The organism is Mucilaginibacter sp. SG538B (assembly GCF_013376065.1).
Lineage (GTDB): Bacteria > Bacteroidota > Bacteroidia > Sphingobacteriales > Sphingobacteriaceae > Mucilaginibacter > Mucilaginibacter rubeus.
In genome coordinates this window covers 1,092,974-1,117,855 of sequence record NZ_JABMJI010000003.1, presented here as the reverse complement: position 1 = coordinate 1,117,855, position 24,882 = coordinate 1,092,974, and the positions used below count along the sequence as shown (strand labels likewise).

Genomic DNA, 24,882 nt, shown 5'->3' with positions numbered 1-24,882 from the left:
CCACAATGAAAAAAACTATTATATCCTTTTTAACATTTTTAAGCCTGGGCATAACCGGCTTCTGCCAGGCACCCAAACATACATTTGCGTTAGGCGATGAAGCTTTCTTGCTTGATGGGAAACCTTTCCAGATGATCTCGGGCGAAATGCATTATCCCCGCGTGCCGCGCGAAGCCTGGCGTGCCCGTATGAAAATGGCGAAAGCTATGGGATTAAATACCATTGGCACCTACGTTTTCTGGAACCTGCACGAGCCGCAAAAAGGCAAGTTTGATTTTAGCGGTAATAACGATGTGGCCGAGTTTGTTCGTATTGCTCAGCAGGAAGGCCTGTGGGTGATCCTTCGCCCAAGCCCGTATGTTTGTGCCGAATGGGAGTTTGGAGGATATCCTTACTGGTTGCAGAACGAAAAAGGCCTTGAGGTGCGTAGTAAAGAAGCCCAATACCTTAAAGAGTATGAAAGCTATATCAAAGAGGTAGGCAGGCAATTGGCCCCGCTACAGATAAACCATGGCGGTAATATCCTGATGGTACAAATTGAAAATGAATACGGCTCATATGGCAGCGATAAAGAGTATCTGGGGATTAATCAAAAACTATTTAAAGAAGCCGGTTTTGATGGATTGCTGTACACCTGCGACCCTGCCCCCGATTTGGTAGCTGGTCATTTGCCGGGATTACTTCCTGCTGTTAACGGTCTTGATAATCCTGCAAAGGTTAAAAAGATCATTAATGAAAATCACGATGGTAAGGGCCCGTATTATATTGCCGAGTGGTATCCTGCCTGGTTTGATTGGTGGGGAACTGCCCATCACACTATCCCTGCCGAACGTTATGCCGGTAGGCTTGATTCCGTACTGGCAGCAGGGATTTCTATCAACATGTACATGTTTCATGGTGGCACCACCCGTGCGTTTATGAATGGCGCAAATTTTAAAGATACCTCGCCTTATGAACCGCAAACGAGTAGCTATGATTATGATGCTCCCTTAGATGAGGCAGGTAATGCCACGCCGAAATTTATGCAATTCAGGCAGGTGATCCAAAAGCATTTGCCTGCCGGTGTGCAATTGCCCGATGTACCGGCAGCCAAACCAGTAATAACAATACCGGCTGTTAAACTAACACAATCGGTAAGTTTATTAAATACTCTGCCGGCTGCTAAAGAAAATATAAGTCCGCTTACGTTTGAAGACTTGCACCAGGACTATGGCTTTGTGTTGTACCGCACGGTTTTAAATGGAAGCCAAAGCGGGCAACTCAAGCTAAAAGAGCTTAGGGATTACGCAGTGATCATGATTAACGGTAAAAAGGTAGGCACGCTCGACCGCAGGCTTAACCAGGACAGCCTTTACTTAAAGTTGCCTGCAGGTAAAGTAACGCTTGATATTTTGATAGAAAACCTTGGCCGGATCAACTTTGGTAAGTATCTTTTACAAAACAAAAAAGGGATCACCCAACAAGCGCTTTTAAATGGCAAGATATTACAACACTGGAAAATGTATTCGCTGCCGTTTCATGATTTAAGTGCTGTGAAATTCTCTGCCGCAAGGCAAAATGCTCAATCGCCGATAATCAGGAAAGGCGGCTTTAAACTGGATAAATTGGGCGATACTTATCTTGATATGAGCAATTGGGGCAAAGGCGTGGTATGGGTAAATGGGCACAACCTCGGCAGGTACTGGGGCATCGGCCCACAACAAACTTTATACTTGCCGGTTGAGTGGTTAAAGAAAGGGTATAATGATGTTGAGGTGCTTGAATTATTAAAACCAGAACAAGACCAGTTAGCTGGCGTCGATAAACCGATATTGGATGTGGTAAAACCTCAAATAAGCTTAAAGCCGAAAGCTAAAGGCTCAAAGCCTATTTTGCAAATAAACTATTAAAAGCTTTGAGCTTTTTGCTTTAAGCCTTGAGGCTCTTTTGATAACAGACATATATAAATACTATTTACAATGGCAAGGGTAGCGTTTAAAATGAAGCTTCATGAAGGGCAAACCGCCGAATACAAGGCGCGGCATGATGCCATTTGGCCCGAATTGAGCAGTTTGCTTAAAGATGTGGGGATCAGTAATTATTCTATTTTTTTAGATGAAGACACGCATTGGCTTTTTGGCGTAATGGATGTTGAAGATCAGGAAGCCCTTGATCATTTGCCTGATAGCCCTATTATGAAAAAATGGTGGTTATACATGGCCGATATCATGGATACTAATGCCGATCATTCGCCGGTGAGTGTGCCTTTGAAAGAGGTGTTCTTTTTGCCATAGATACGAATATTGCTATTATTAAACTGGTTGTCATAAAGAGCGTGCTGCGGCAGGCGCCTTTGTGACGGCCATTTTTGTTTTTTATGGATAGCATATGCCTGGCTTTCACCTTGCTGTATACGTTGTATCTTAATTAAAAAAATTATTTTTACAGATATAGTTAACCTCAATAGGTATGGTTGAGATATTTCAGAATATCCGTAAAATATACAGGTTCAGCGCACCTTGCGAAGAGTTGGCTAACTATATAGAATTTTATTCGCAATCAGTTTTAGATTTATCTGCACAGCAGGTGAAAGCTGAGTTTTCAACGGTGAAAATGTTCCCCAGTTGGACACCTACTTTTTATATCAACCTTGGTTCGCCTTATTATATTGATTTGAAGAATACGAGGTATTATGTAGGGAAGCAGCAGGATGTTTTAATATTGAGAAATGAGGATGTTACCAGGCATAAACTATCTGCCGATAATATATTCACGGTTAAATTTAATCCGGGCGGTTTAGAAGCCGTTTTAGGTTTAAATCAAGTTCCGGTTATTGATAAGCTCATTAACCTTAATCAAATTTTGCCCTGGGAATTGCTTCAAAAAGTAAAACAGCCAATAAGCTTTGAAGAGCGTGTGATCATTGTTGAATCATATTTGTTAGAAAAGCTCATTAAACAGGCAAGCCAGGATCATTATGTTAAAATTGTTAACGACAGCATTGGCGAATATCAGGCTACCGGTATGAAGTTGAATACGTCAAAAGTTGCAGAGAGACTGTTCATTACTTCTAAAACTATCAATCGGTATTTCAACAGGGTGATTGGCACTCCGCCTAAAAATTATTTTTCAATTGTGCGGGGCAGAAATGCATTAACAGCATTTGTAAATGACAGAGAAAACTTTGTTCCGATAGATTATGGATATTATGATTTGAGCCATTTTCATAAGGACGTTATGAACCTTACCGGTCAAAGGATAACCAAGCATCAATTTTAATTTGTCCGTTTTTTACTTTTTGTGGGTAAGGCAGATCGCTTTCTTTGTAAGCTAAACAACGGTCATGAAAACATTCCTTATCATATTATTTGGCGCTACTTTTCTTATTCAAAAAGCTTACAGCCAGAAATATAAGCCGGTATTAGAACCTTACCCCGGGCTGGTTAAGGCAGACCCCAGGCTTGTTTTAAAAACAGGTTACCTCGTTGTACCGGAAAATAGAAGCAAGCCCGAAGGTTGCAAAGTGAAGATCCCGTTTTTATTTGTACGCCGGCCAGATCAGGACCCACGCAAAAACATCACGCTTTACACTACAGGTGGCCCAGGCTACAGCACTACACTAAATATTGATAGCATAAGCTATAACTCCGGTTGGTTAGCCTATGGCGGTTTTATTGCGTTTGATCAACGGGGAACAAAGAGGGCACAACCATGCCTGGATTGCATGGAAGTGGCAGCGGCCATTAAACGCAGTTACAGAGAAGGCAAAAATAAGGATAGCCTCGTATCACAAGCCGTTACTGAATGCCGGAACCGGTTTACAAAACAAGGCGTCGATTTATCGGCCTTTAACACCATTGAAAGTGCTGAAGATATAAATGATTTAAGATTAGCCTTAAATGTTGATTCGCTTAACCTGGTTGGCATATCCTATAGCGGCGGTCTTATGCTTACCATGGTACGAAATCACCCTGAAGGCGTTCGTGCGCTGCTTTTAAATTCACCACTGCCGGGTTATGTTAATTTTGAGGAACACGCTTTGTTTAATATCAATGAAGCGCTTGAGCAGGTATTTCATAATTGCGAAACGGATTCTTCTGACACAAAATATAAAGATTTAAGAATGAAATTCCATCAATACTTCAGCACTATCACCGGGAAGAAGTATACCATATCTTATCAGGAAAAAGGAAGCAATCAAGCTAATAGTCTCACTTATACAAAAAACGAATTACTCGATGCAATAATAGGCCGGATGAACTCCCGGCAGGTTAGCACGGTGCCTGCGGTAATGATTGATTTAATTGAAGGCCGTCATGATAAATATGTACGGGAGGTGTTTGATGGCTATTTCGCGGGTAATTCAAGCGTATCACTGGGTATGCGGTATTCTGTTTATTGCTCAGAACAAATTTCGTACGATGACCCTGCGTTGGAAGCACAACAACACTTGGTACTACCGTGGTTGGCCGGGTATCCGTTTAATGATGTAAATCATGTCATATGCAATTGTTGGAAGGTGAAGGCTGAACCTGCTGTAGCAAAGCAGCCTGTTTATTCTACAGTACCGGCATTAATTTCGGCAGGTGACGTCGACCCCGATTGCAGGCCGTTTTATAACAGGTTGATAAAACGGTATATGCCTAATAGCCAATTATTGATCATCCATAACAGGGGGCATGCTCCGGGTTTTAGTGTAGATGGAACTGATTATGTGAAGCTATTTTTAGATAACCCACATCAGAAACTTACATCTCAATCAAAAAACCTGATCATTGAATAGCTTAATAGCCATTGTCAGATTTTTCGGTAATAAAGGTTTTGTCGTCTGTTAACATTATGCTAACATAGCAGCCTTACATTTGAGCCAAAACAACTCTTTAGCATGTATCCTGCACTTACTGATGAAGCGTTGATGGGGCTTATCCAGCAAAGCAACCCCGTTGCCCTTGAAACTCTTTTTAATCGTTACTACAAAACCTTATGTCAGCTGTGCACGGTGTACACTAAAGATTATACCGTTGCCGAAGAGATCACCGCCAATCTTTTCATTAAACTCTGGGACAACCGCGATACGGCCATCCTTAATGTAAAAAGTTACCTGTTTGTTGCTGCCAAAAATCTCTCTTTAAATCATATCCAAAAAAAGAAAGATCCGGTATATTCTATCGAAGATATCGACCTTCAGGGCCACATGTTAAAAGATAGGGATAATCCATTTAAAATTCTTTCTGGCCGCGAATCGTACAATAAAATACTAAACCTTATTGATACCTTGCCTGTCAGCCAAAGGCAGATATTGCTCATGAGCCGTATTGATAACCTTGATAAAAATGAGATAGCCAAAGTGTTGGGTATTTCTGTTCGTACGGTTGAAACTACACTTTATCAATCTATCAAAAAACTTCGCCAGCTGTTAAAAGGGCAGCATAATTTCACTTCCGAGGGTTAATGATTTCTTAATATAAACTTAACTCATTTCGCTACGTATCGGGTACGTAAAATCAGTCTTTATTGCAGAGACAGATTTAATGGAAGATAACAGTTACCGCTTAATAGTTGAATATTTTGAAAAAACCATCAGTGATGATGGCTTAACACAGTTACAGGAGTGGATTGAGGAGAACCCTGAAAACCTTGCCCAGTTCAGTGAAACCATCCAGATCCTGGAAGCATCCAAAGTTTATTTTAAACAGCCGGAAAATGCCGAAAGCACCTGGGCAAAAATCAATACGCATATAACCCAACCCCAGATACCGGTAATTAAACGCAGTTCTAAATTTAACTGGATGGCTTATGCCGCCGCTTGTTTGCTTATTTGTACTGCCGGTTGGTTTGGATACCGTTATTTTAAACAGTCGCCGGTTTTGGTTTATGAAGAAATCAGCAATGCCGATGGCAAGCATTCAAAAATAATACTGCCAGATAGCTCGACAGTTTATCTGGGTGGTGGTAGCAAACTCAGATACGCCAAAAACTTTAGCGGCGAAAAACGTGATGTAACGCTTAATGGCGAAGCTTTTTTTGATGTGGTCCATCAGGCTAAACCATTTGTAGTTAAAAGCGGCGATATCACAACAGTGGTATTGGGTACTTCATTTAATATTAAAGCCTATCTGGCCGATCATAAAGTAGCTGTAACCGTGCAAAGCGGTAAAGTAGGGGTAATGGCCAATGTGCAGGGAAAACCTCAAATGGTTAAATACCTGGTAAAGAATGAACAGATCAGCATCAATACCCAAAATGGTATCTATACTTTTAACAACACTGATGCATCATCAGTAAGCTCGTGGATCAATAACGAATTTGTTTTCTACAATACAACTTACAGGGAGATAGCCGCTTCGCTTGAGCATCATTACGGTGCTAAGATTCGGTTTACAGAACAGGACTTAGGCAATGTAAGGCTTACAGCCAAATTAAGGGGAATGACATTGACAGATGCCATGGAAACCCTCAGCGCGCTATCCGGATTGGGCTACACGCAAAAAGGCAATCAGCTATTTATTTCAAACAATAATCAAAAAGGAGGAAGTATAATGAAATAGTATTTACCCGGCTATTGGTAAAAGCCTGGACGTTGCTGGTAACAACCCCAGGCTTCAGAATTTTGACAATTTAAACTCACGGTTAGACAAGTATAAATTAAAGTAAATATATGAAAAAGTTATGGTTATTAACCATGCTGTTCTTTTTACAATTGCCTTTTGGCGGCATAAACGCTAAGGCTCAAACAGTAATAAACAAAAGGATCACGTTTGGTGCCGAGGGCACCATGCTAAAGGATGCCTTTCAGCAAATTGAAAAATCAAGCGATATCTCTATCAGCTATAACAATAGCCTGCTTGATGATAAACGCAAAGTACATGTAACAAAAGCAGAGCGCTCTTTAGGCGAAACACTCGACGTGCTTTTAAAAGGCACTACCTGCACATACAGAGCAGCAGGTGAACGTAATATCCTCATCATTGCAAAAACACAAGATAGGGGTAGCATTAAAGGGAAAGTGGTTGATGAAAAATCAGAACCACTTCCCGGTGCTACTGTGAAAATTCCGGGAACCGGGGCCACTGCTATCAGTGGCGTTGATGGTTCATATACATTAAATATTGTGCCGGGTACTTACACGGTTGAGGCAAGCTTTATCTCTTACGAAACTAAGAGGATCCAGAATGTAAGTGTTAGCTCGAGTACCAATACTGTTTTAAATATCACGCTTAGCCCGGCCGATAATAAACTTAACGAAGTTGTGGTAACGGCACTTGGTATAAAAAGGGAAGATAAAAGTTTGGGTTATTCTGCCCCGGTCATTAAAGGTGAGCAACTAACCGGCGCTCTTTCAGGTAACTGGACTGATGCATTATCGGGCAAGGTAGCCGGTTTAAACCTGATCCGTTCAAACAGCGGTCCGGCCGGATCAAACAAAATTATCCTGCGTGGTGAAAATAACCTGACCGGTGATAACGAAGCTTTGATAGTGGTTGACGGTGTTGTAATTAACCAGGGTAGCGGCAGACGTACAAGCAACTCCGGCGAATCGGCTTATGGCACCAGCAGCGATAACATGCCTGCCGATTATGGCAGCAACCTGAACGACATCAACCCAGAGGACATTGAAACGGTAACGGTATTGAAAGGCCCGGGCGCGGCGGCGCTTTATGGCCAGCGCGGTGCCAATGGTGCTATTATCATCACAACAAAATCGGGTAAAAAGCATAGTAGCCTGGGCATCACCTTTAACTCAAATGCAAGCCTTGAAAGTGTAAACCGCTGGCCTGATTTACAATATGAATACGGACAAGGTACGGCGGGTTCCCGTTATTATTCGTACGGGGCAGGGCCGGATGGTGCAAGCACCAGCTCGACAAGCTCGGCTTACGGCCCTAAATTTGATGGCCAGCTTTTTTATCAGTTGGATCCGGTTACGCAAAAGCAAAGCACAACACGTACGCCATGGGTACCATATAAAAACCAGATCCGTGATTTTTTTGATGTTGGCCAAACTTTCACCAACTCGGTAAGTGTTGACGGCGGCAGCGATAAAACAACGGCCCGTTTTTCGGCAACCAACGTTACCAATCACTGGATTACGCCGAATACAGGGTACACCCGTAACAGCATTGCTTTATCGGTTAACTCCAAAATCAATGATAAGTTAACCATCAATGCAAAAGTAAATTACAATAATAAAAACAGCGATAACTTACCTGGTGCAGGTTATGGTAACCAGTCGCTGATGTATTGGTTTATATTCTGGCAGCCCAATGCCAATTTAAACTGGTTGAAGAACTACTGGAAAAACGGGCAAGATGGTAAAGCGATCTTTTATCCTTTCAGCTCGTTCCCAGAAAACCCCTACGCAGTATCAAATGAGTTTATCAACAAGTCAAACCGTAACTCGGTTACAGGAAACGTAGAGGCACTTTATAATGTCACAAAAGAGTTTAGCATACAGGTTCGTGCTACTTTAGACATGGGCTATGAGCAGCGCGCACAGCAGCGTCCATATGATGCCGGAAGTAAATACCCGAAAGGCTCGTACCGTACACAAAACATCTATTCGGAAGAGCAGGGTGCCGATTTCCTGTTGAAATACAACAAGAAAATAACGCACGATGTTAACATTACCGCTACAGCAGGCGGCAGTATGCTCCGCAACAATTATAACCGCGATGAGGTACGTGCCGACTCGTTAGTATATCCGGGCGTGTATTCGATGGCTAACAATGCTGGTCCGCTGGTTACGTTGCCGTTTAAGTCAAAATATGCTATCAACAGCTTTTACGGCTTGTTATCTACATCTTTTAAAGATTACTTGTATGTGGATTTAACAGCCCGCCAGGACTGGATCAGCACGCTGGCTACTGCGAACCGTACCGATCAGGTTGGTTTCTTCTATCCATCGGCAAGCATGAGCTTTTTGCCATCTGAAGCATTCAAGCTGCCTAAATTTATTGACTATGCAAAAGTGAGGGCATCGCTTGCAGGTGTTGGTAGCGGTACAACAAATCCTTATCAAACCTCATTTAATTATGTATCGGCGGGTAGCACTTATGCAGGCGGTTTACAAAATCCGCGTACGCTATCCAACCCCGATTTGAAACCTTTGCGTACCACAACGCTTGAAGTTGGTGCCGAAACCAGGATGTTCAGCAATCGCTTAGGTTTTGATATAGCTTTATATACGGGTAACACTAAAAACCAGATCCTGAGCCGTACTGTGGATCAATCGTCAGGTTATAACCAGGCAGTTATCAACGTAGGTAAGGTAAACAACAAAGGCATCGAAATTACATTGAACGGAACGCCTATACGCAAAGCCAACGTGTTTAGCTGGAATGTTACTGCAACCTTCAGCGCCAATAAAAATACCATTGAGCAACTTGCCGATAGCGCGGTTGTGTTGCGGAATGGCCCTACCGGCGGTGGCCAGATTGTTGCCCGTGTAGGCGGCAGTATGGGCGATATGTACGGTCGCGGTTATTTGCGCTCGCCTGATGGGCAGATCGTTTATGATGCTTCTACAGGTTTTGCCAAATTAGCTGATAACCTGGTTTATTTAGGCAACACTATCCCTAAATGGAAAGCAAGCATGGGGCACGATTTCAGGTATAAGCAATTTAACCTGCACCTGTTGTTTGATGCCCAGGTTGGCGGTGTATCATATTCGCTTTCAAACTATAAACTGGCCGAGCAGGGTAAAACAACGCTCACCCTACCCGGCAGGTATAACGGTATCATAGGCAAAGGTGTTATCCAAAACCCTGACGGCAGTTACAGACCGAACGATGTTATTGCAACAGATGTTGACGGTTACTACCGCTCACACTATGGTATTGATAATGCCGAAGGTAATACGTTTTCAACCAACTTCCTGAAATTCCGCGAGGCAAGGTTTGATTATTCATTGAGCCCTCGTTTAGTTAAACGCCTTGGATTAACGCGTGCTACGGTAGGTGTATATGGTCGTGACCTGTACATCTGGACTAAGTGGCCAATCTTCGATCCTGAATTTGGTACGCTTTCGGGTACCGACATTGTGCAGGGATTTGAAGTGGCGCAGTTTCCATCAACCCGCACATTTGGTTTTAACATAGTTATTGGCATTTAATAATTAACAATATGAAAAGGAACGGATATATACTTATATCAATGATGATGTTGTTCGTTAGCATAATGTCGTCATGTAAAAAGGATTTTATTGCACTTAATACCGATCCCAACGGCACGCCAAACGCCTTGCCACAGCAATTGCTGGCACCCGCACTGGTAAACACATTGGGGACTAATATGCTTCGCGCCCGTAATTTTAATAACGAGCTGATGCAGGTTACTGTAGATGCCGGCGACTCGGAGGGCAGGGTGTTCAGGTATGATATTAAACGTACCTGGGCCGATGTTACCTGGAATGCCTGGTATACCCAGTTAACCAACTTTAAAGATATTTATACCATTGCCAGCAAGGAGGTTACTTATAATAAAACTTACATGGGCATTTCGCTCATTTGCCAGGCATGGTTGTATTCAATGCTTACCGATACTTATGGCGATGTGCCTTACTTTGATTCGAACAAAGGCAAGGACGGGAATTTTACGCCTAAGTTTGATAAGCAGAAAGATATCTACCTGGATATTTTCAAAAACCTGGAAGCTGCTGATACCCTGCTTAATGCATCGGCAAATGTTGTAGCAGGAAGCGATCCGGTGTTTAACGGGAATGCTTTAAAATGGCGCAAGTTTGGTAACACGCTTTATTTAAGGTTGTTGTTAAGGGTATCGGGCAAAGCCGATGTTTCGGCTGATGTGATCGCCAAGATCAAACAAATTGTTGATACCAATCCGGATGCTTACCCCATTATGGGCAGCAATGATGATTCGGCAGTTTTGCGGTGGACAGGCTCCGGTGCCTTGACATCTCCATTTATTGGGGGAGTACGCGAACAGGACTGGCGGCAACCCGGTATTTGCGAGTTTTTTGTAAACAACCTGGCTAAATGGGCCGATCCGAGGCTGGTTAACAACCGCTGGTCGATATCAAGTTACCAGGGTGGCATACAGGGGATTCCAAGTGGTTATGCCCCAGGTGAAAATGTTGGTATCAAATCATATTTCCAATCTACCACATCAACAACTACGTTAATGAACGATCCGTTGATGGGTAACATCATGAACTATTCGGAGTTGCAATTTATCCTTGCCGAAGCCGCTGCCAAGGGCTGGATAGCCGGCGATGCTGCTACTTATTATAAAAACGGTGTTCAGGCTGGTATCACTTTCTGGATCCCGACATATACAGTACCTATTGATACCTATTTAGCAGGCGCTGATATTACGTGGGATAATGCTGCTCCGCTTGATGAAAAAATGGAGATGATCCATGTTCAGAAATACTACTCCATGTTTTACACTGATTTTGAGCAATGGTTTGAATATCGCCGTACCGGCCACCCGGTATTGCCGAAAGGTAATGGTTTAAAGAACAACGGTATTATGCCGGCCAGGCTGCAATACCCGGTTTATGTACAATCGGCCAATCCTGATAGTTACAAGGCTGCGGTAGCTGCACAGGGTGCCGATGAGATAAGCACACAGGTGTGGTGGCAAAAACAATAATAACCCGGTTTTAAACTAAGAGATCCATAAAATGAAAAAAGTATATTTATTACTGGTGCTTGCAATGGCCGCCGGTATAAGTTCATGTAAAAAGAATAACTATGCCGAAGGTACATTAAGCCCCATCATAGCAGTTGTTGACCTTCGCGCTATTTACAAAGGCTCGGATGTTGTGCTGAACAGCAACAACATGGGTGGGGCTAAGGAAATAGTGGGTGTAGTAATATCAAATGCGGCGGCAGGTAACAGTCCGGCCGGCGTATTGGTGGTACAAAATAACCGCCGCAATGCTGTACGAGGTATTTCTCTTGAAATAGGCAGCGCAGCTGCAAATTATGTTCCGGGCGATTCGGTAATAGTGCAAGTTGATGGCGCTACACTTACCAAAGTAAATGGCAGTATGCGTGTTAAAGGTCTTACTGAAACATCAGTAAGTAAAGTTGCCGATAACAGACCTATCAAAGTACAATCTGTTCCGTCAGCTACTTTACTGGCTTCGCCGGACGTTTATGAAGGCACGCTGGTTACTATAGCCAAAGCGGTTACTGATCCGGAGCCGCAGCAGGGCGAAACCTACGCGGGTGATAAAACACTTAATGATGGTTTTGGCAAAATAACCATGCATACAGAGGCAAACGCTGCTTTCGCAAGTACCGAATTGCCGTTCAGCGCTAATTTTACAGGTATCCCGTTTGCGGTAACATCTGGTACGGATACCAGGTTGCAGCTTTGGCCGCGTACTATTGATGATGTGTTTACACTTGCGGCAACCAAGCCATCGCCGATTATTATAACCGGATACCTTACAAATCCTTCGGGCAGCGATGGTAATTATGAATATATTCAGTTCAAGGCAATTAAGGATATCGATTTTTCGGTAACCAATTATGCCGTGGTAACCTGTAATAACGCGGGTACCAACCCGGCACCTGCCAATGGCTGGGCGCAAGGTTTGGCAAAAACTTACAAGTTTAACCTTACATCAGGCACAGTTAAAAAAGGCCAGTTCTTTTATGTAGGTGGTAACAAAAATATCTGGGGCAAAGGCTCAACCGATATCAGTTCATCAAACTGGATCAACAGCACGATGTATGCCGAAATACCGGGTGCTGATTTTGGTAACGTAACTACTAACCTGTTAGCTAACAGTGGTAACGTTGCGGGTATAGCGGTATTCAGCGGCACAACTGTTACGGCTTCAAGTGTCCCTCTGGACGTGATCATGTATGGTGGCGGTGGTACCGTGTACTCTGCTGGCCCGCCGGAAATTGGTTACCGTATTACCAATACCGATTACTATAGTACCATTAACCCGGTAACCCGTACAGACCAGGGCTTTTATGGCGGTGGTACCAATACCTCAAAGCTCACCTTGCCAACTGATGGCCTATTTTGCCAGTTGGGTGGCGTTTACGATGCACTTACCGGCAGGTGGGTAACCGGCAGGACAGTGACCAGCGTTACACTTACACTAACATCGCCAATTACTGCTATTGAAACAGCTACTGGCGTAACAACGATTCAGAACTAAAACCTTACCCCAACCCCTCTCCAAAAGAGAGGGCTTTACAATTTCATCTGTTAAAGTCCTCTCCTTTGGAGAGGATTTAGGTGAGGTCAAAATATCATCAAATGAACAGAAGATCATTTTTACAGGGCGTAGGCCTTATAACCGGCGGCGCGTTCATCTCGCTGCGTGCCAATGCTCTTACTCAAATATTAAAAGGGGATACAGTAAAAGGCCGTGTCACCGCAGGCAAAAAAGGAATTAAAGGAGTGATAATATCCGACGGTTTTTCGGTAGTTATTACTGATGACAAAGGTAATTACGAACTTACTCCAAATGAAAAAGCCAAAAGCATTTTCATGAGCACGCCATCGGGGTACGAGTTTAAAACAGACTATAACGTAGCCAAACATTACGAAAACATAGGCGATAGTTCGCATTTTGATTTTAAGCTGGAGCCCTTAAAAGTTGACGACAGTAATCACCATTTCATTATCTGGGCCGATCCGCAGGTGAAAAACAAAAAGGATGTTAAGCAGATGATGGACACGTCGGTTCCGGACACTATCGCTACCATAAAATCGTTGGGAAAAAATGCGTTGGTGCATGGTATTTGCGTAGGAGATATCGTGTGGGATAACCATGAGCTTTTCCCTGCATATAACGAGGCTGTGGCGCAAATGGGGATCCCGTTTTTCCAGGCTATAGGCAACCATGATATGGATTACCGTATGGGCGGAGACGAAACCTCGGATGTTACTTTTAAGCAGATTTATGGGCCAACTTATTATTCCTTTAACCGTGGTAAAGCACATTATGTAGTATTGGATAATGTTCGTTACCTGGGCATTGAGCGCGAGTATGACGGTTATATCACCGAAGATCAGCTAAACTGGCTGGCAAAAGATCTGCAATATGTAAAGAAAGATGAATTGCTAATCATTAACTTGCATATCCCTGTGTATAACCAGGTAAAGAATAATAAGGATTTTTATAAAGTGCTGGATGGCTTCAGCAATGTGCACATCATGTCGGGCCACACGCATTACCATGATAACAATATCACCAACGCCATTTTTGAACATAATCATGGCACCGTATGCGGCGGCTGGTGGACAGGCCCCATATGCGTTGATGGCACCCCGCGAGGTTACGGTGTGTACTCAGTAAATGGCACCGAATTAAAGTGGTACTATAAATCTACAGGGTTACCGGCCGAAAATCAGATCAGTGTTTATGCAGAAAAATTAACCGACCAGATGCGCCTGATTGCTAATGTTTGGAACTATGACCCGCAATGGAAGGTGGTGTATTATTTAGATGACAAACCAATGGGAGCCCTAACAAAAGAACAGGGATATGACCCCTTATCAGTAAGTTTGTATAAAGGCGATCAATTACCTGCAGGCCGTCATTTTGTGGAACCTCATGAAACCGGGCACCTGTTTGTGGCGCACTTTGATCCGTCGGTTAAAAAGGTTAGGGTTGAGGCTACAGATCGTTTTGGGAATAAATATACAAGCGAATTAGATGCAAAATAAATTGAACATTGTTGCCGGAATAAGTCTTATCTTGTTATCAGGTTTTACCGTTGTCAAAAAAATGGAATTTAAAAACGCGGATTTTCCTTCATTCAGCGCCGAAGCGCATCGCGGCGGCAGGGGACTGAGGCCCGAAAACACCATTCCGGCAATGAAAAACGCCATTGATCTTGGTGTTGTTACCACGCTGGAGATGGATACGCACGTTACCGCGGATGGGCAGGTGGTTTTATCGCATGATGAATACATCAATCCGCTGTTTTCGCTTACGCCCGATGGTAAGGAGATCAGCAAGGAGGAAGCAAAAAACCTGATCCTCTATAAAATGAAATATGAGGATCTGAAAAAATATGATGTAGGCTCAAAGCCGTACAGCAAGTTTCCGCGCCAGCAGAAGATCAAAACCTATATGCCGCTGCTGTCTGAATTAATTGATTCGGTTCAGAATTATATTAAGGTAAATCATAAAAAGCCGGTATTCTACAACATCGAAACCAAATGCTCACCAGAAGGGGATGGTATTTATAATCCAAGCCCGGATGAATTCGCGGAGCGTTTGATGGCTGTTTTGATCGAAAAGAAAATCCTGCCTTACGTGGTGATCCAGTCATTTGATAGACGCACGCTACAGATCATCCACAAAAAATATCCTGATGTACGTACTTCCTATCTTATCGAAAACAAAAAAACGTTTGAAGATAATATGGCCGATTTGGGCTTTACCCCATTCATCTACAGCCCGGACTATAAACTGGTTGATGCCAACCTGGTAAAGAAATGCCATGATGCAAAGATTAAAGTACTACCATGGACAGTAAATACCAAAAAGGAAATAGAACAACTCAAAAGTTTAGGTGTTGATGGTGTGATTACGGATTATCCGGATTTGTTTTAGTGAAACAACTTGCCGCCGCTCGGCTCCAGCCGAGTGGCAACTATCACGCGGCCTCCGGCCGCCGCAAATAATACAAGCGTTTATTTCTTGCTCACTCCTGCGCTCATTTATAATGAATGCTTAATATGGTCTTGCGTTTGTAACGCAACCGGGCGATACAATCGCCAAATCATTTTAAGCGCTCGTTGCAAACAAACGTAAGTTTAAACACGGCGGCCAGAGGCCGCAAAATAGTTGCCACTCGGCTGGAGCCGAGCGGCGGCATATGTTTTTATCCTCGCCACGCCAAATAAGCTGAATGTAATGTCAATTTTCGATAATCTAAACATTAAATTTAAATGTGATATTGCGATTGTTAAAACGTTTTATCAATTTAACCAACAACCCAATCATGTTTAAATTAAGAGCTATATGCTTAGCAGCCTTTTGTGCGGCTTCACTCTCACTAAAAGCACAAACAGCGCAGCAGCCTGTAAAACCGCTTGCCCAGCTTCAGCAGGAATTTGTCGACCTGCGTTTTGGCATGTTTATCCACTTTAACATCCCAACCTATATGGATCAGGACTGGGCCGATCCGGAAGCATTGCCAACCATCTTCAATCCAAAAAAACTCAATTGCGATCAATGGGCAAAGGCGGCAAAATCGGCCAACATGACTTACGGTTGTATCACTACCAAACATCACAGCGGTTTTTGTATCTGGGATACCAAAACAACCGATTATAACGTAATGAACAGTCCGCTGAAAAAGGATGTGGTTAAAGAATATGCCGATGCGTTCAGGGCTAACGGTTTAAAAGTGTTCCTGTATTATTCTATTCTGGATACCCATCACAGGTTAAGGCCAAACATGATCACGCCAAAGCATATTGAAATGGTAAAAGCACAGATCACAGAACTGATGACCAAATACGGCGAGGTTTCTGCATTGATCATTGACGGATGGGATGCCCCATGGTCCAGGATCTCGTATGATGATGTTCCGTTTGAAGAGATCTACACACTGGTAAAATCATTACAGCCAAACTGCCTCGTAATGGACCTTAACGGAGCCAAATACCCCGCCGAGGGCATGTATTATACCGATATCAAAACTTATGAAATGGGTGCAGGGCAACGTGTATCAACTAAAGATAACCGCATGCCGGCCATTGCCTGTTTACCGCTGCAGTCAACCTGGTTTTGGGAAACAAAGCACCCGGCAGCCCAGGTTAAAGAACCTGCCAAGTTGGTTAATGATATCCTGAAACCGTTGAACAACGTTGACTGCAATTTTATCCTGAATGTAGCACCTAATCGCGATGGCTTGTTTGACGATAACGCCCTTGCCGCGCTTAAGGAGATCGGCAAGCTTTGGAAAAACGAAGGTCCGCTTGCTAAACTCTCTCAACTGGATGCGCCTATCATCTCATCAAATATTGCTAAAAATCAACCGGCAAGTTCAAGCTGGAGCGATGATTCGGCCATTATGGATTTTGCGAACGATGATGATTTTCATAGTTCATGGGTATCAAACCCAACAGTTAAGAATCCATGGTACGAGATCGACTTTAAGAAAGACCAAGCCCTGAATACCATTGTTATTGCCGAAGAAAAGCCGAATATTTCACATTACCGTTTAGAATATTACCTTAACGGAAGCTGGAAGCCATTGTTTGACGGTGAGAATGCTAACAAGATTAAAGTTCATCGTTTTGACAGGGTATGGGCTGGTAAAGTACGGATCTCGATAGATAAGGCCGATCACCAGGTGTCAATAGCCGAGTTCCAGGTTTATAACGAAAGAAGATAATTACACAATAACTAACTACTAACTGATGAGAGCCCGCCCGCAAAGCGGGTTTTTTTATTGAGCACTAACCGTTTTGGATATAAAAATGCCAATAAGCATTATTTTTTATAGATATCCCGTTGTTATACTTGTAAAAACAATTGTAACCTATTTTATGAACCAAGCTCTGAAAGCAGCACTCCTGTCTGCAGTTTTACCACTATGCATGCAACTGGTTGCGTTTAACGCAAACGCCCAAAACAATACTTTATGGTATAAACAACCCGCAAAGGTATGGACGGAAGCCTTGCCCATAGGCAACGGCCGGTTGGGTGCCATGGTTTTTGGAGGGGTTAATGATGAATTGCTGCAGCTCAATGAATCAACTTTATGGTCGGGTGGGCCGGTGAAGCAAAATGTAAATCCCGGTGCATTTCAGTATTTGGCCCAAGTGAGGGAGGCATTATTTAAAGGCGATTATCAAAAGGCGCATGAACTGACAAAAAAGATGCAGGGTTTGTACTCTGAAAGCTATCTGCCTATGGCCGATTTGCATATCAAACAATCATATAATGGAGTTAACAGTGCAAACTATTACCGCGACCTGAATATCGGTAATGCTGTTGCCACAACAAAATATACGATTGGCGGTGTAAACTATAAACGCGAGATTTTTGCTTCGGCACCCGATAAGGTGATCGTGATCCGGTTTACTGCCGATAAGCCTAAACAGTTAAATCTTAAAATAAATACTAACAGCCAGCTCAGGTTTCAAAAAGAGGTGCTGAATAAAAATATACTACAATTAAGCGGCAAGGCCCCAGCACATGTTGAGCCAAGCTATGTTGATTCAAAAAATCCCATAGTTTATGCCGATGATGATAAGTGCCGGGGTATGCGTTATGAGGTGTTGGCAAAGGCCGTAAGCAGTGATGGTAAAATAACTGCCGATACAAGCGGGATCACCGTAAAAGGGGCATCAAGTTTAACGCTGTATGTTACCGCAGCCACCAGTTTTAAAGCATACAACCAATGCCCTGATGGCGACGAAAAGGTTGCGGCCAAATACCTTGATAAAGCTGCTGCCAAACCTTATGCACAGTTGCTCGCCGCCCACCTGACCGATTATCATCGTTTTTTTAACAGGGTAAGCCTTAAAATTAACGATAACAAGGGCAGTCATGCCGAATTGCCTACTGATGAACGACTTGCGCTTTACAATAAGAATCATGGTACTGATCCTGGCATTGAAGCTTTATATTTTCAATATGGCCGTTACCTGTTGATAAGCAGCTCCAGAACACCGGGCGTTCCTGCTAACCTTCAGGGCATCTGGAATAAAGAATTACGTGCACCATGGAGCTCAAACTATACCAGCAACATCAACGTGCAAATGAACTACTGGATGGCAGAGGATTGTAACCTGTCTGAAATGCACCAGCCTTTATTTGAGCTGATCAAAGGATTGTCGGAAACGGGCGCTGGTGTTGCTAAAGATTTCTACCATGCTAAGGGCTGGGTAACCCACCATAATACAGATATCTGGGCTTTGGCTAACCCCGTAGGCGACCTTGGTCATGGCGACCCTAAATGGGCAAACTGGGCAATGGGTGGCGACTGGCTAACCCGTCATCTTTGGGAGCACTATTTATATACCGGCGATAAAGCGTTTTTAAAAAATACAGCTTACCCTTTAATGAAAGGCGCCGCCGAATTTACTTTTGATTGGTTAGTGCCCGATGGTCAGGGCCATTTGGTAACTGCACCGTCTATGTCGCCCGAAAATGATTTTATTTATGCTGAGGGTAAAACCGGGGATGTTTCTGTTTCTACTACAATGGATATGGGCATCATCCGCGATCTGTTTGATAACCTGATAGCAGCAACTAAGGTACTGGGCGTTGATGCAGCTTTCAGGGATTCGCTTATCGCCAAAAAAGCTAAACTGATCCCGTATCAGATAGGCAGTAAAGGCCAATTGCAGGAATGGTACAAAGACCAGGAATCGCCTGACCCGCATCACCGCCATGTATCGCATTTATATTCGGTTTACCCGGCTAATGAAATTTCGATAGCTACAAATCCTGAGTTGGCAGCCGCGGCTAAAAGATCGTTAGAGTTACGCGGTGATGAAAGCACCGGCTGGAGCCTGGCCTGGAAAGTAAACCTTTGGGCCCGGTTGAGAGATGGCAACCATGCCTACAAACTTTACCGCGATCTGCTGCGCTTAACCGGCGAAAGTGGATACAACTACAGCGAGGGTGGGGGCCTCTATCCAAATATGTTTGATGCCCATCCGCCGTTCCAGATTGATGGAAATTTTGGTGGCACCTCTGGTTTGGCCGAAATGCTGCTGCAAAGCCAGAACGGTAATGTACACCTGCTACCTGCATTGCCCGATGCCTGGGCAAATGGTGAAATTAAAGGTTTGGTAGCAAGGGGCGCATTTGTAGTTGACATGAAATGGGCAGCGGGCAAGGTTGTGACCGCCGATATTTTATCAAAAGCAGGAGGCACCTGTCGTGTTTTATCTAAATCTAAACTGACAGTTAAAGGTTTAAGTGTTACTCCTGTTAAAATAAAAGAGGGGTATGAGTTGGTGATCAATACAGAAAAAGGCAAATCATACCAGTTAGTAAGCAGCTTATGAGTAACAGCAGGAGAGATTTTTTAAAGAAAGCATCGCTGGCCGGAGCCGCGGTGGTGGCAGCACCAGGATTGGCATCAGCATCTGGCACAGATGATAAATATCTTCCCAATGATGGCGTAGGCAAAACCTTCCTGTTTCAAGGTGATTCGATAACCGATGGCGGTCGTAGTTATGATAAAGACTGGAACCATGTTTACGGGCAGGGCTATGCTTACCTGATAACCGCCCGCATTAATTTTGACTATCCCGGCCGTGATTACCAATTTTTTAACAGGGGCATTAGCGGGAATACCGTAAATGACCTTGCAGCACGCTGGCAAAAGGATACGTTGGATATTAAGCCCGATGTATTAAGCATACTGATAGGCATTAACGATGTGCACAGGGTAATTATGCAGGGCGATAAAGCAACCGCCGAAGATTTCGCCAATGCTTATGATAGGATGTTAACACAAACCAAAGCTGCGTTACCCGACGTTAAGCTGATCATGTTAGAGCCTTTTATTTTACCAGTTGGTATGGTAAGCAAGAACCCGGAGCTATGGACAACTGAAGTTCAAAAACGACAGGTTATGGTTAACTCACTTGCTTCAAAATTTAACGCCATTTTTGTGCCTTTGCAGGATGTGTTTAATAAGGCCTTGCAAAAAGCCAAAGCTGAGCATTGGATCTGGGATGGTGTTCATCCCATGCCGGCAGGGCATGAACTTATTGCCCGGGAGTGGATGAAGGCGGTTAAAAAGCTGTATTAAGTTTTCCCTAATTAGTTCCCGCAATCATTTGAATTGCCTCTTCGCGGGTTTTGTGTTCAATGGCCATTACAAATTCAACAGGGCCGCCGCCTTTACCGCAGCCAAAGCATTGAAAAATATTTTTTTCGGGCGATACCATCAGGGAGGTTGCCTGGTCTTTATGGAAAGGGCAGCGGCCTTTTAAATTTCTCCGGCTTTCTTCAAGCAACACATATTTTGAAACAATTCGTACAAGATCGACCTGTACCGGCGACAGGGAATGAGATGCAGACATGTTGGGTAATAGAATGATTAATTTATCAGGCTGCGAAAATAATTTTTTACCAGGTTGCAATAAGGGATTGTTGAAAAAAATGTGATTTCAACGGGATAAGGTAATGCCTCTTTATTACAAGTGGCAGTTTATATAGCAACTGGGCATCACTTTTATTTAGGCGCCCACATGCTAAGTTGATGGATGTTTAACAGATGGCTTGTTCTGTGCATTCCCAAAACAAGTTCGGTATGACTTTTTTTAAGTAACTGGCCATACTTTCTGCTTTTCTCAGAAATATTTACTTTAGCGACACAAGCAAATCGGCAAAAAAACTTTGCGCCTTTGCGAGAGAAAAATCAAACACCATGAACTACACTCAAATTTGCAAAGCTTTTAACGATTTAACCGTTACCGAGTTGTACCAATTACTAAAGCTCAGGAGCGAGGTATTTGTAGTTGAACAAAATTGTGTGTTTTTAGACACCGATGATAAAGACTACGCTTGCCACCATCTGTTATTGTTTGATGATGATCAGGAACTGGTGGCTTATGCCCGTATTGTACCCGCGGGTAAATCATATGCCGAAGCATCAATTGGGCGTATAGTTAGCAGCAAAAAAGTACGCGGTACAGGTGTAGGTAAAATACTAACCCAGGCCGCTATCGATCAAACTAAAAAGATCTATGGGGATGTGCCTATCCGGATAGGGGCACAGTACTATGCTGTCAAGTTTTATGAACAGTCGGGCTTTAAAATTGATGGTGAAATTTATGATGAAGATGGTATCGACCATATTGAAATGATCCTGTCCTGATAGATCTCTACCTGAAAAGAGCGTTGATGATTGCCGTTGCCCGCTTCACTAATTTGATGCAGTTGTAAATGTGGTACTGACTAAATTGTATGATGACACTTCCAAAAAAACTACATAGCATGAAAGTCATAATCTGCGGGGCGATGGTGTTTATCACGCCTGTACTGTCATCTATTGGTTGGGATTTGTCATACACATACCATGATCATCATGCACTGTTTATTTTTTACTTTGAGGTAACCGCATTTACGTTATATTGGCCCAGTAAAAACACAGTTCAGCATGTGTAAGCATTCGCCCCAATATGAATAAGTTATAACAAGAAATAGCAATCACAAATTACATATATCATGAAAACAAACATCGGAATTAACGAAGCCGACCGCCAGGTCGTTTCAGATCAGTTAGCCAAATTATTAGCCGACGAATTTGTACTGTACACCAAAACCCGTAATGCCCACTGGAATATTGAAGGTCCCGACTTTCATTCAATGCATGTGTTTTTTGAACAGCAATACAACGAGCTTGATGAAATTATGGACAGCGTGGCCGAACGCATCCGTAAGATAGGCCATTACGCGCCTGCTACTTTAACCCAATTATTACAACTTACCCATTTAACCGAAAAACTTGATCATAAAAATGATAGCCTTGGTTTTTTGAAAGAATTGCTTGAAGACCATGAAAGCATCATCGAGTTTATCCGCGGTAATATCGATCCTTTTGTTAGCAAGTACAATGATGCCGGTACCAGTGATTTTATTACCGGCCTTATGGAAACACATGAAGGCATGGCCTGGATGCTGAGGTCACATTTCAGATAAGATCCCCGTTTAAATAACACTTTTCGGCTCATATGGTCTTCCGGATGCAAACGGAAGACCGTGAGCGGAACGTAAAATGATTATGTCTGCAATATTATTCGGCCTGCTCATGGTAAGTTAGTTGTTGATGATAATCCTATTGCCATGCAAACCTTTTGCACCTTCGGTACATTTTTTCTTGTTCCTGAAGTAAGATCTCCAGAGGAGAGCGTTAAATACAATCGATAATATAGTGTATTAAAAAAAGATAGTACAGGATGCCAGATCATGATGAAAGCGTTAGTATTGTTTAATTATAAACTTACCGGCTTTGACGATAAATCTGTATCATTTGGTATTTAGTCTTCGGTAATATCTTCAAAGAAAGCGCGGTTAACGAACTTGAATCGATGAAAAAGACTATGTTTAACCACGTAATTAAAAGCAGTGGGAAATATGCCTTTGCCGTCGCATTTTCCATTGTGTACCTTCTTCAGAGGGAAATTATAAAAGTTAGGCAAAAAGGTATTTTCACATGAAGAAAATCATCGGTATACTCATATTGACTATCCTCTGTTTTATTTGCGAGGCCCAAAAGCTTCCTCCGGTTTTTGATGCTAAGCGATCTGCCGAAGCGCAATCTACAGAAACGGTAAGGAAATATCTTTCACCGGTCCGCATTCTTTGGAGATCGCCGAATGCAGCTACCAATATTATCAATACCGAAAAACTGCTGAAGCAAGGTGATGGACAAGCCAATCTTTCAGGTAATGACTTGTGCATTCTTCAAAGCAATGAAAAAGGAAAGCCCGGTTTATTGCTTGATTTTGGTAAGGAATTGCACGGTGGTTTGCAATTGGTAACCGATCAGTCGAGGGGTGGCAAGCCGGTGAGGGTGCGTATCCGTTTTGGCGAATCGGTAAGCGAAGCCATGTCAAATATCGATACCATAAAAGGCGCTACGAACGACCACGCTATGCGCGATATGATCATATCCCTGCCATGGTTGGGTAAGCTGGAAATTGGCAATACCGGTTTTCGTTTTGTACGGATAGATTTGGTGGATGATAACAGCCAACTTAAGCTGAAAGAAGCAAGGGCCATTTTTGTTTACCGCGATATCCCTTACCTCGGCTCATTTAAATGCAGTGATACGTTGCTTAACAAAATCTGGCTTACCGGTGCGTACACCGTCCATCTTAACATGCAGGATTATCTTTGGGACGGAATCAAGCGCGATAAGCTGGTTTGGGTAGGTGATATGCATCCCGAAACATCAACCATTGCCGCTGTATTTGGCGATAATCCGGTGGTGTCAAAGAGCCTTGATCTGGCACGGGACATTACCCCTTTGCCGGGCTACATGAACGGGATGGTATCCTATTCCATGTGGTGGATCCTGATCCAACGCGATTGGTATATGCATACCGGTAATTTGAAATATCTGCAGCAGCAGAAAGCTTACCTGGTAAAGTTGCTGGATCAGTACGCTGTACAGGTTGATGCAAACGGCAGCGAAAAGCTGGACGGTGCCGGTCGGTTTTTAGACTGGCCATCGAGCGAAAATAAACCTGCTATTCATGCCGGTTTACAGGCCATGCTGGTGATGACCCTGAATGCCGGTGCCGAACTCTGCAAAGTATTGAAAGATCCGGCCATCGCCAAAAAATGCGAAGCCGCGGTTGCTAAACTAAAAACCAATGTGCCGGACGCCGGCGGTTCAAAACAGGCGGCAGCCTTATTGGGCTTATCGGGTTTACTCCCTGCCGAAAAAGCAAACGATATTCTTTCTAAAGATGGAGTACACAATTACTCAACGTTTTTTGGTTATTATATGCTGTTGACCAAAGCCAAAGCCGGCGACTACCAGGGTGGCATTGACGATATCCGTAACTTTTGGGGACCGATGCTAAACCTTGGAGCAACAACCTTTTGGGAAGATTTTAATATCGACTGGTTGCCCAACGCTTCGCGGATAGATGAGTTGGTGCCCGATGGTAAAAAAGATATCCATGGTGATTATGGCGCTTATTGTTATAAAGGTTTCAGGCATAGTCTTTCGCATGGCTGGGCATCAGGGCCAACACCGTGGTTAACTGAGTATGTGTTGGGTGTAAAGATAATTGCGCCGGGTTGTAAGGCAATTAAGATTGAACCCCATTTGGGCGATCTGAGCTTTGTCGAAGGAACTTATCCAACGCCATATGGTATTGTGAAAATTAAACATGTTAAGCAGGCTGATGGTAAAGTGAAATCGGTGATTAATGCCCCGGCTGGGATTAGAGTAATTCAATAAATAT

General features: G+C 43.3%; 19 protein-coding genes. 18 read left to right on the top strand and 1 reads right to left on the bottom strand.

Annotated features, from left to right (window positions below):
• Positions 1 to 5 precede the first annotated feature (5 nt).
• The 14 genes from FHW88_RS20755 (at position 6) to FHW88_RS20690 (ending at position 20,708) form a co-directional block, all read left to right on the top strand.
• Positions 6 to 1,889, top strand: a complete 1,884-nt coding sequence (locus FHW88_RS20755; RefSeq protein WP_176627731.1) for a glycoside hydrolase family 35 protein — start codon at positions 6 to 8, stop codon at positions 1,887 to 1,889.
• A gap of 69 nt (positions 1,890 to 1,958) precedes the next feature.
• Positions 1,959 to 2,273: an L-rhamnose mutarotase gene (rhaM, locus tag FHW88_RS20750; protein ID WP_090532916.1), complete on the top strand. Its 315-nt coding sequence runs from the start codon at positions 1,959 to 1,961 to the stop codon at positions 2,271 to 2,273.
• 175 nt (positions 2,274 to 2,448) lie between these two features.
• Positions 2,449 to 3,258, top strand: coding sequence for a helix-turn-helix domain-containing protein (locus FHW88_RS20745; RefSeq protein ID WP_176627730.1), 810 nt, complete (start codon positions 2,449 to 2,451; stop codon positions 3,256 to 3,258).
• A gap of 64 nt (positions 3,259 to 3,322) precedes the next feature.
• A complete protein-coding gene (locus FHW88_RS20740; RefSeq protein ID WP_176627729.1) occupies positions 3,323 to 4,762 on the top strand; it encodes an alpha/beta hydrolase in 1,440 nt (479 codons plus the stop codon).
• A 102-nt stretch (positions 4,763 to 4,864) separates the two neighbouring features.
• Positions 4,865 to 5,431: an RNA polymerase sigma factor gene (locus tag FHW88_RS20735; RefSeq protein WP_176627728.1), complete on the top strand. Its 567-nt coding sequence runs from the start codon at positions 4,865 to 4,867 to the stop codon at positions 5,429 to 5,431.
• Positions 5,432 to 5,510: 79 nt separating this feature from the next.
• A complete protein-coding gene (locus tag FHW88_RS20730; protein ID WP_176627727.1) occupies positions 5,511 to 6,527 on the top strand; it encodes a FecR family protein in 1,017 nt (338 codons plus the stop codon).
• 110 nt (positions 6,528 to 6,637) lie between these two features.
• Positions 6,638 to 10,090 (top strand): SusC/RagA family TonB-linked outer membrane protein, encoded by a 3,453-nt coding sequence (locus FHW88_RS20725; RefSeq protein ID WP_176627726.1) that lies wholly within the window; start codon positions 6,638 to 6,640, stop codon positions 10,088 to 10,090.
• An 11-nt stretch (positions 10,091 to 10,101) separates the two neighbouring features.
• Positions 10,102 to 11,592: a SusD/RagB family nutrient-binding outer membrane lipoprotein gene (locus FHW88_RS20720; protein WP_090532909.1), complete on the top strand. Its 1,491-nt coding sequence runs from the start codon at positions 10,102 to 10,104 to the stop codon at positions 11,590 to 11,592.
• 31 nt (positions 11,593 to 11,623) lie between these two features.
• Positions 11,624 to 13,123, top strand: coding sequence for a DUF5689 domain-containing protein (locus tag FHW88_RS20715; RefSeq protein ID WP_176627725.1), 1,500 nt, complete (start codon positions 11,624 to 11,626; stop codon positions 13,121 to 13,123).
• 101 nt (positions 13,124 to 13,224) lie between these two features.
• Positions 13,225 to 14,640, top strand: a complete 1,416-nt coding sequence (locus FHW88_RS20710) for a calcineurin-like phosphoesterase C-terminal domain-containing protein (protein ID WP_176627724.1) — start codon at positions 13,225 to 13,227, stop codon at positions 14,638 to 14,640.
• 61 nt (positions 14,641 to 14,701) lie between these two features.
• Positions 14,702 to 15,535, top strand: coding sequence for a glycerophosphodiester phosphodiesterase (locus FHW88_RS20705; protein WP_229701584.1), 834 nt, complete (start codon positions 14,702 to 14,704; stop codon positions 15,533 to 15,535).
• Between the two features lie 391 nt (positions 15,536 to 15,926).
• Entirely contained in the window at positions 15,927 to 17,327 is a 1,401-nt protein-coding gene (locus FHW88_RS20700; RefSeq protein WP_090533375.1) for an alpha-L-fucosidase, read from the top strand.
• A 154-nt stretch (positions 17,328 to 17,481) separates the two neighbouring features.
• Positions 17,482 to 19,956 (top strand): glycosyl hydrolase family 95 catalytic domain-containing protein, encoded by a 2,475-nt coding sequence (locus FHW88_RS20695; protein WP_229701583.1) that lies wholly within the window; start codon positions 17,482 to 17,484, stop codon positions 19,954 to 19,956.
• Positions 19,953 to 20,708, top strand: a complete 756-nt coding sequence (locus tag FHW88_RS20690) for an SGNH/GDSL hydrolase family protein (protein WP_176627722.1) — start codon at positions 19,953 to 19,955, stop codon at positions 20,706 to 20,708. Before FHW88_RS20695 ends, FHW88_RS20690 begins: the two co-directional genes overlap by 4 nt.
• Before the next feature lie 7 nt (positions 20,709 to 20,715).
• Here the strand turns inward: FHW88_RS20690 and FHW88_RS20685 are convergent, their stop codons facing one another.
• On the bottom strand, positions 20,716 to 20,982 hold the full coding sequence (locus FHW88_RS20685; RefSeq protein ID WP_139160036.1) for a CHC2 zinc finger domain-containing protein: 267 nt from the start codon (positions 20,980 to 20,982) through the stop codon (positions 20,716 to 20,718).
• Positions 20,983 to 21,329: 347 nt separating this feature from the next.
• Here FHW88_RS20685 and FHW88_RS20680 point away from each other — a divergent pair, with 347 nt between their 5' ends.
• The 4 genes from FHW88_RS20680 to FHW88_RS20665 all read left to right on the top strand — a co-directional run bounded on the left by FHW88_RS20680 (position 21,330) and on the right by FHW88_RS20665 (position 24,878).
• Positions 21,330 to 21,779 carry a GNAT family N-acetyltransferase gene (locus FHW88_RS20680; RefSeq protein ID WP_090532901.1) on the top strand — a complete coding sequence of 150 codons (450 nt, stop codon included), beginning with the start codon at positions 21,330 to 21,332 and terminating at the stop codon, positions 21,777 to 21,779.
• A 119-nt stretch (positions 21,780 to 21,898) separates the two neighbouring features.
• Positions 21,899 to 22,069, top strand: coding sequence for a hypothetical protein (locus FHW88_RS20675; RefSeq protein ID WP_175490077.1), 171 nt, complete (start codon positions 21,899 to 21,901; stop codon positions 22,067 to 22,069).
• 60 nt (positions 22,070 to 22,129) lie between these two features.
• Positions 22,130 to 22,603 (top strand): Dps family protein, encoded by a 474-nt coding sequence (locus FHW88_RS20670; RefSeq protein ID WP_090532899.1) that lies wholly within the window; start codon positions 22,130 to 22,132, stop codon positions 22,601 to 22,603.
• Between the two features lie 514 nt (positions 22,604 to 23,117).
• Positions 23,118 to 24,878 carry an alpha-L-rhamnosidase C-terminal domain-containing protein gene (locus FHW88_RS20665; protein ID WP_176627721.1) on the top strand — a complete coding sequence of 587 codons (1,761 nt, stop codon included), beginning with the start codon at positions 23,118 to 23,120 and terminating at the stop codon, positions 24,876 to 24,878.
• Positions 24,879 to 24,882: the final 4 nt, after the last annotated feature.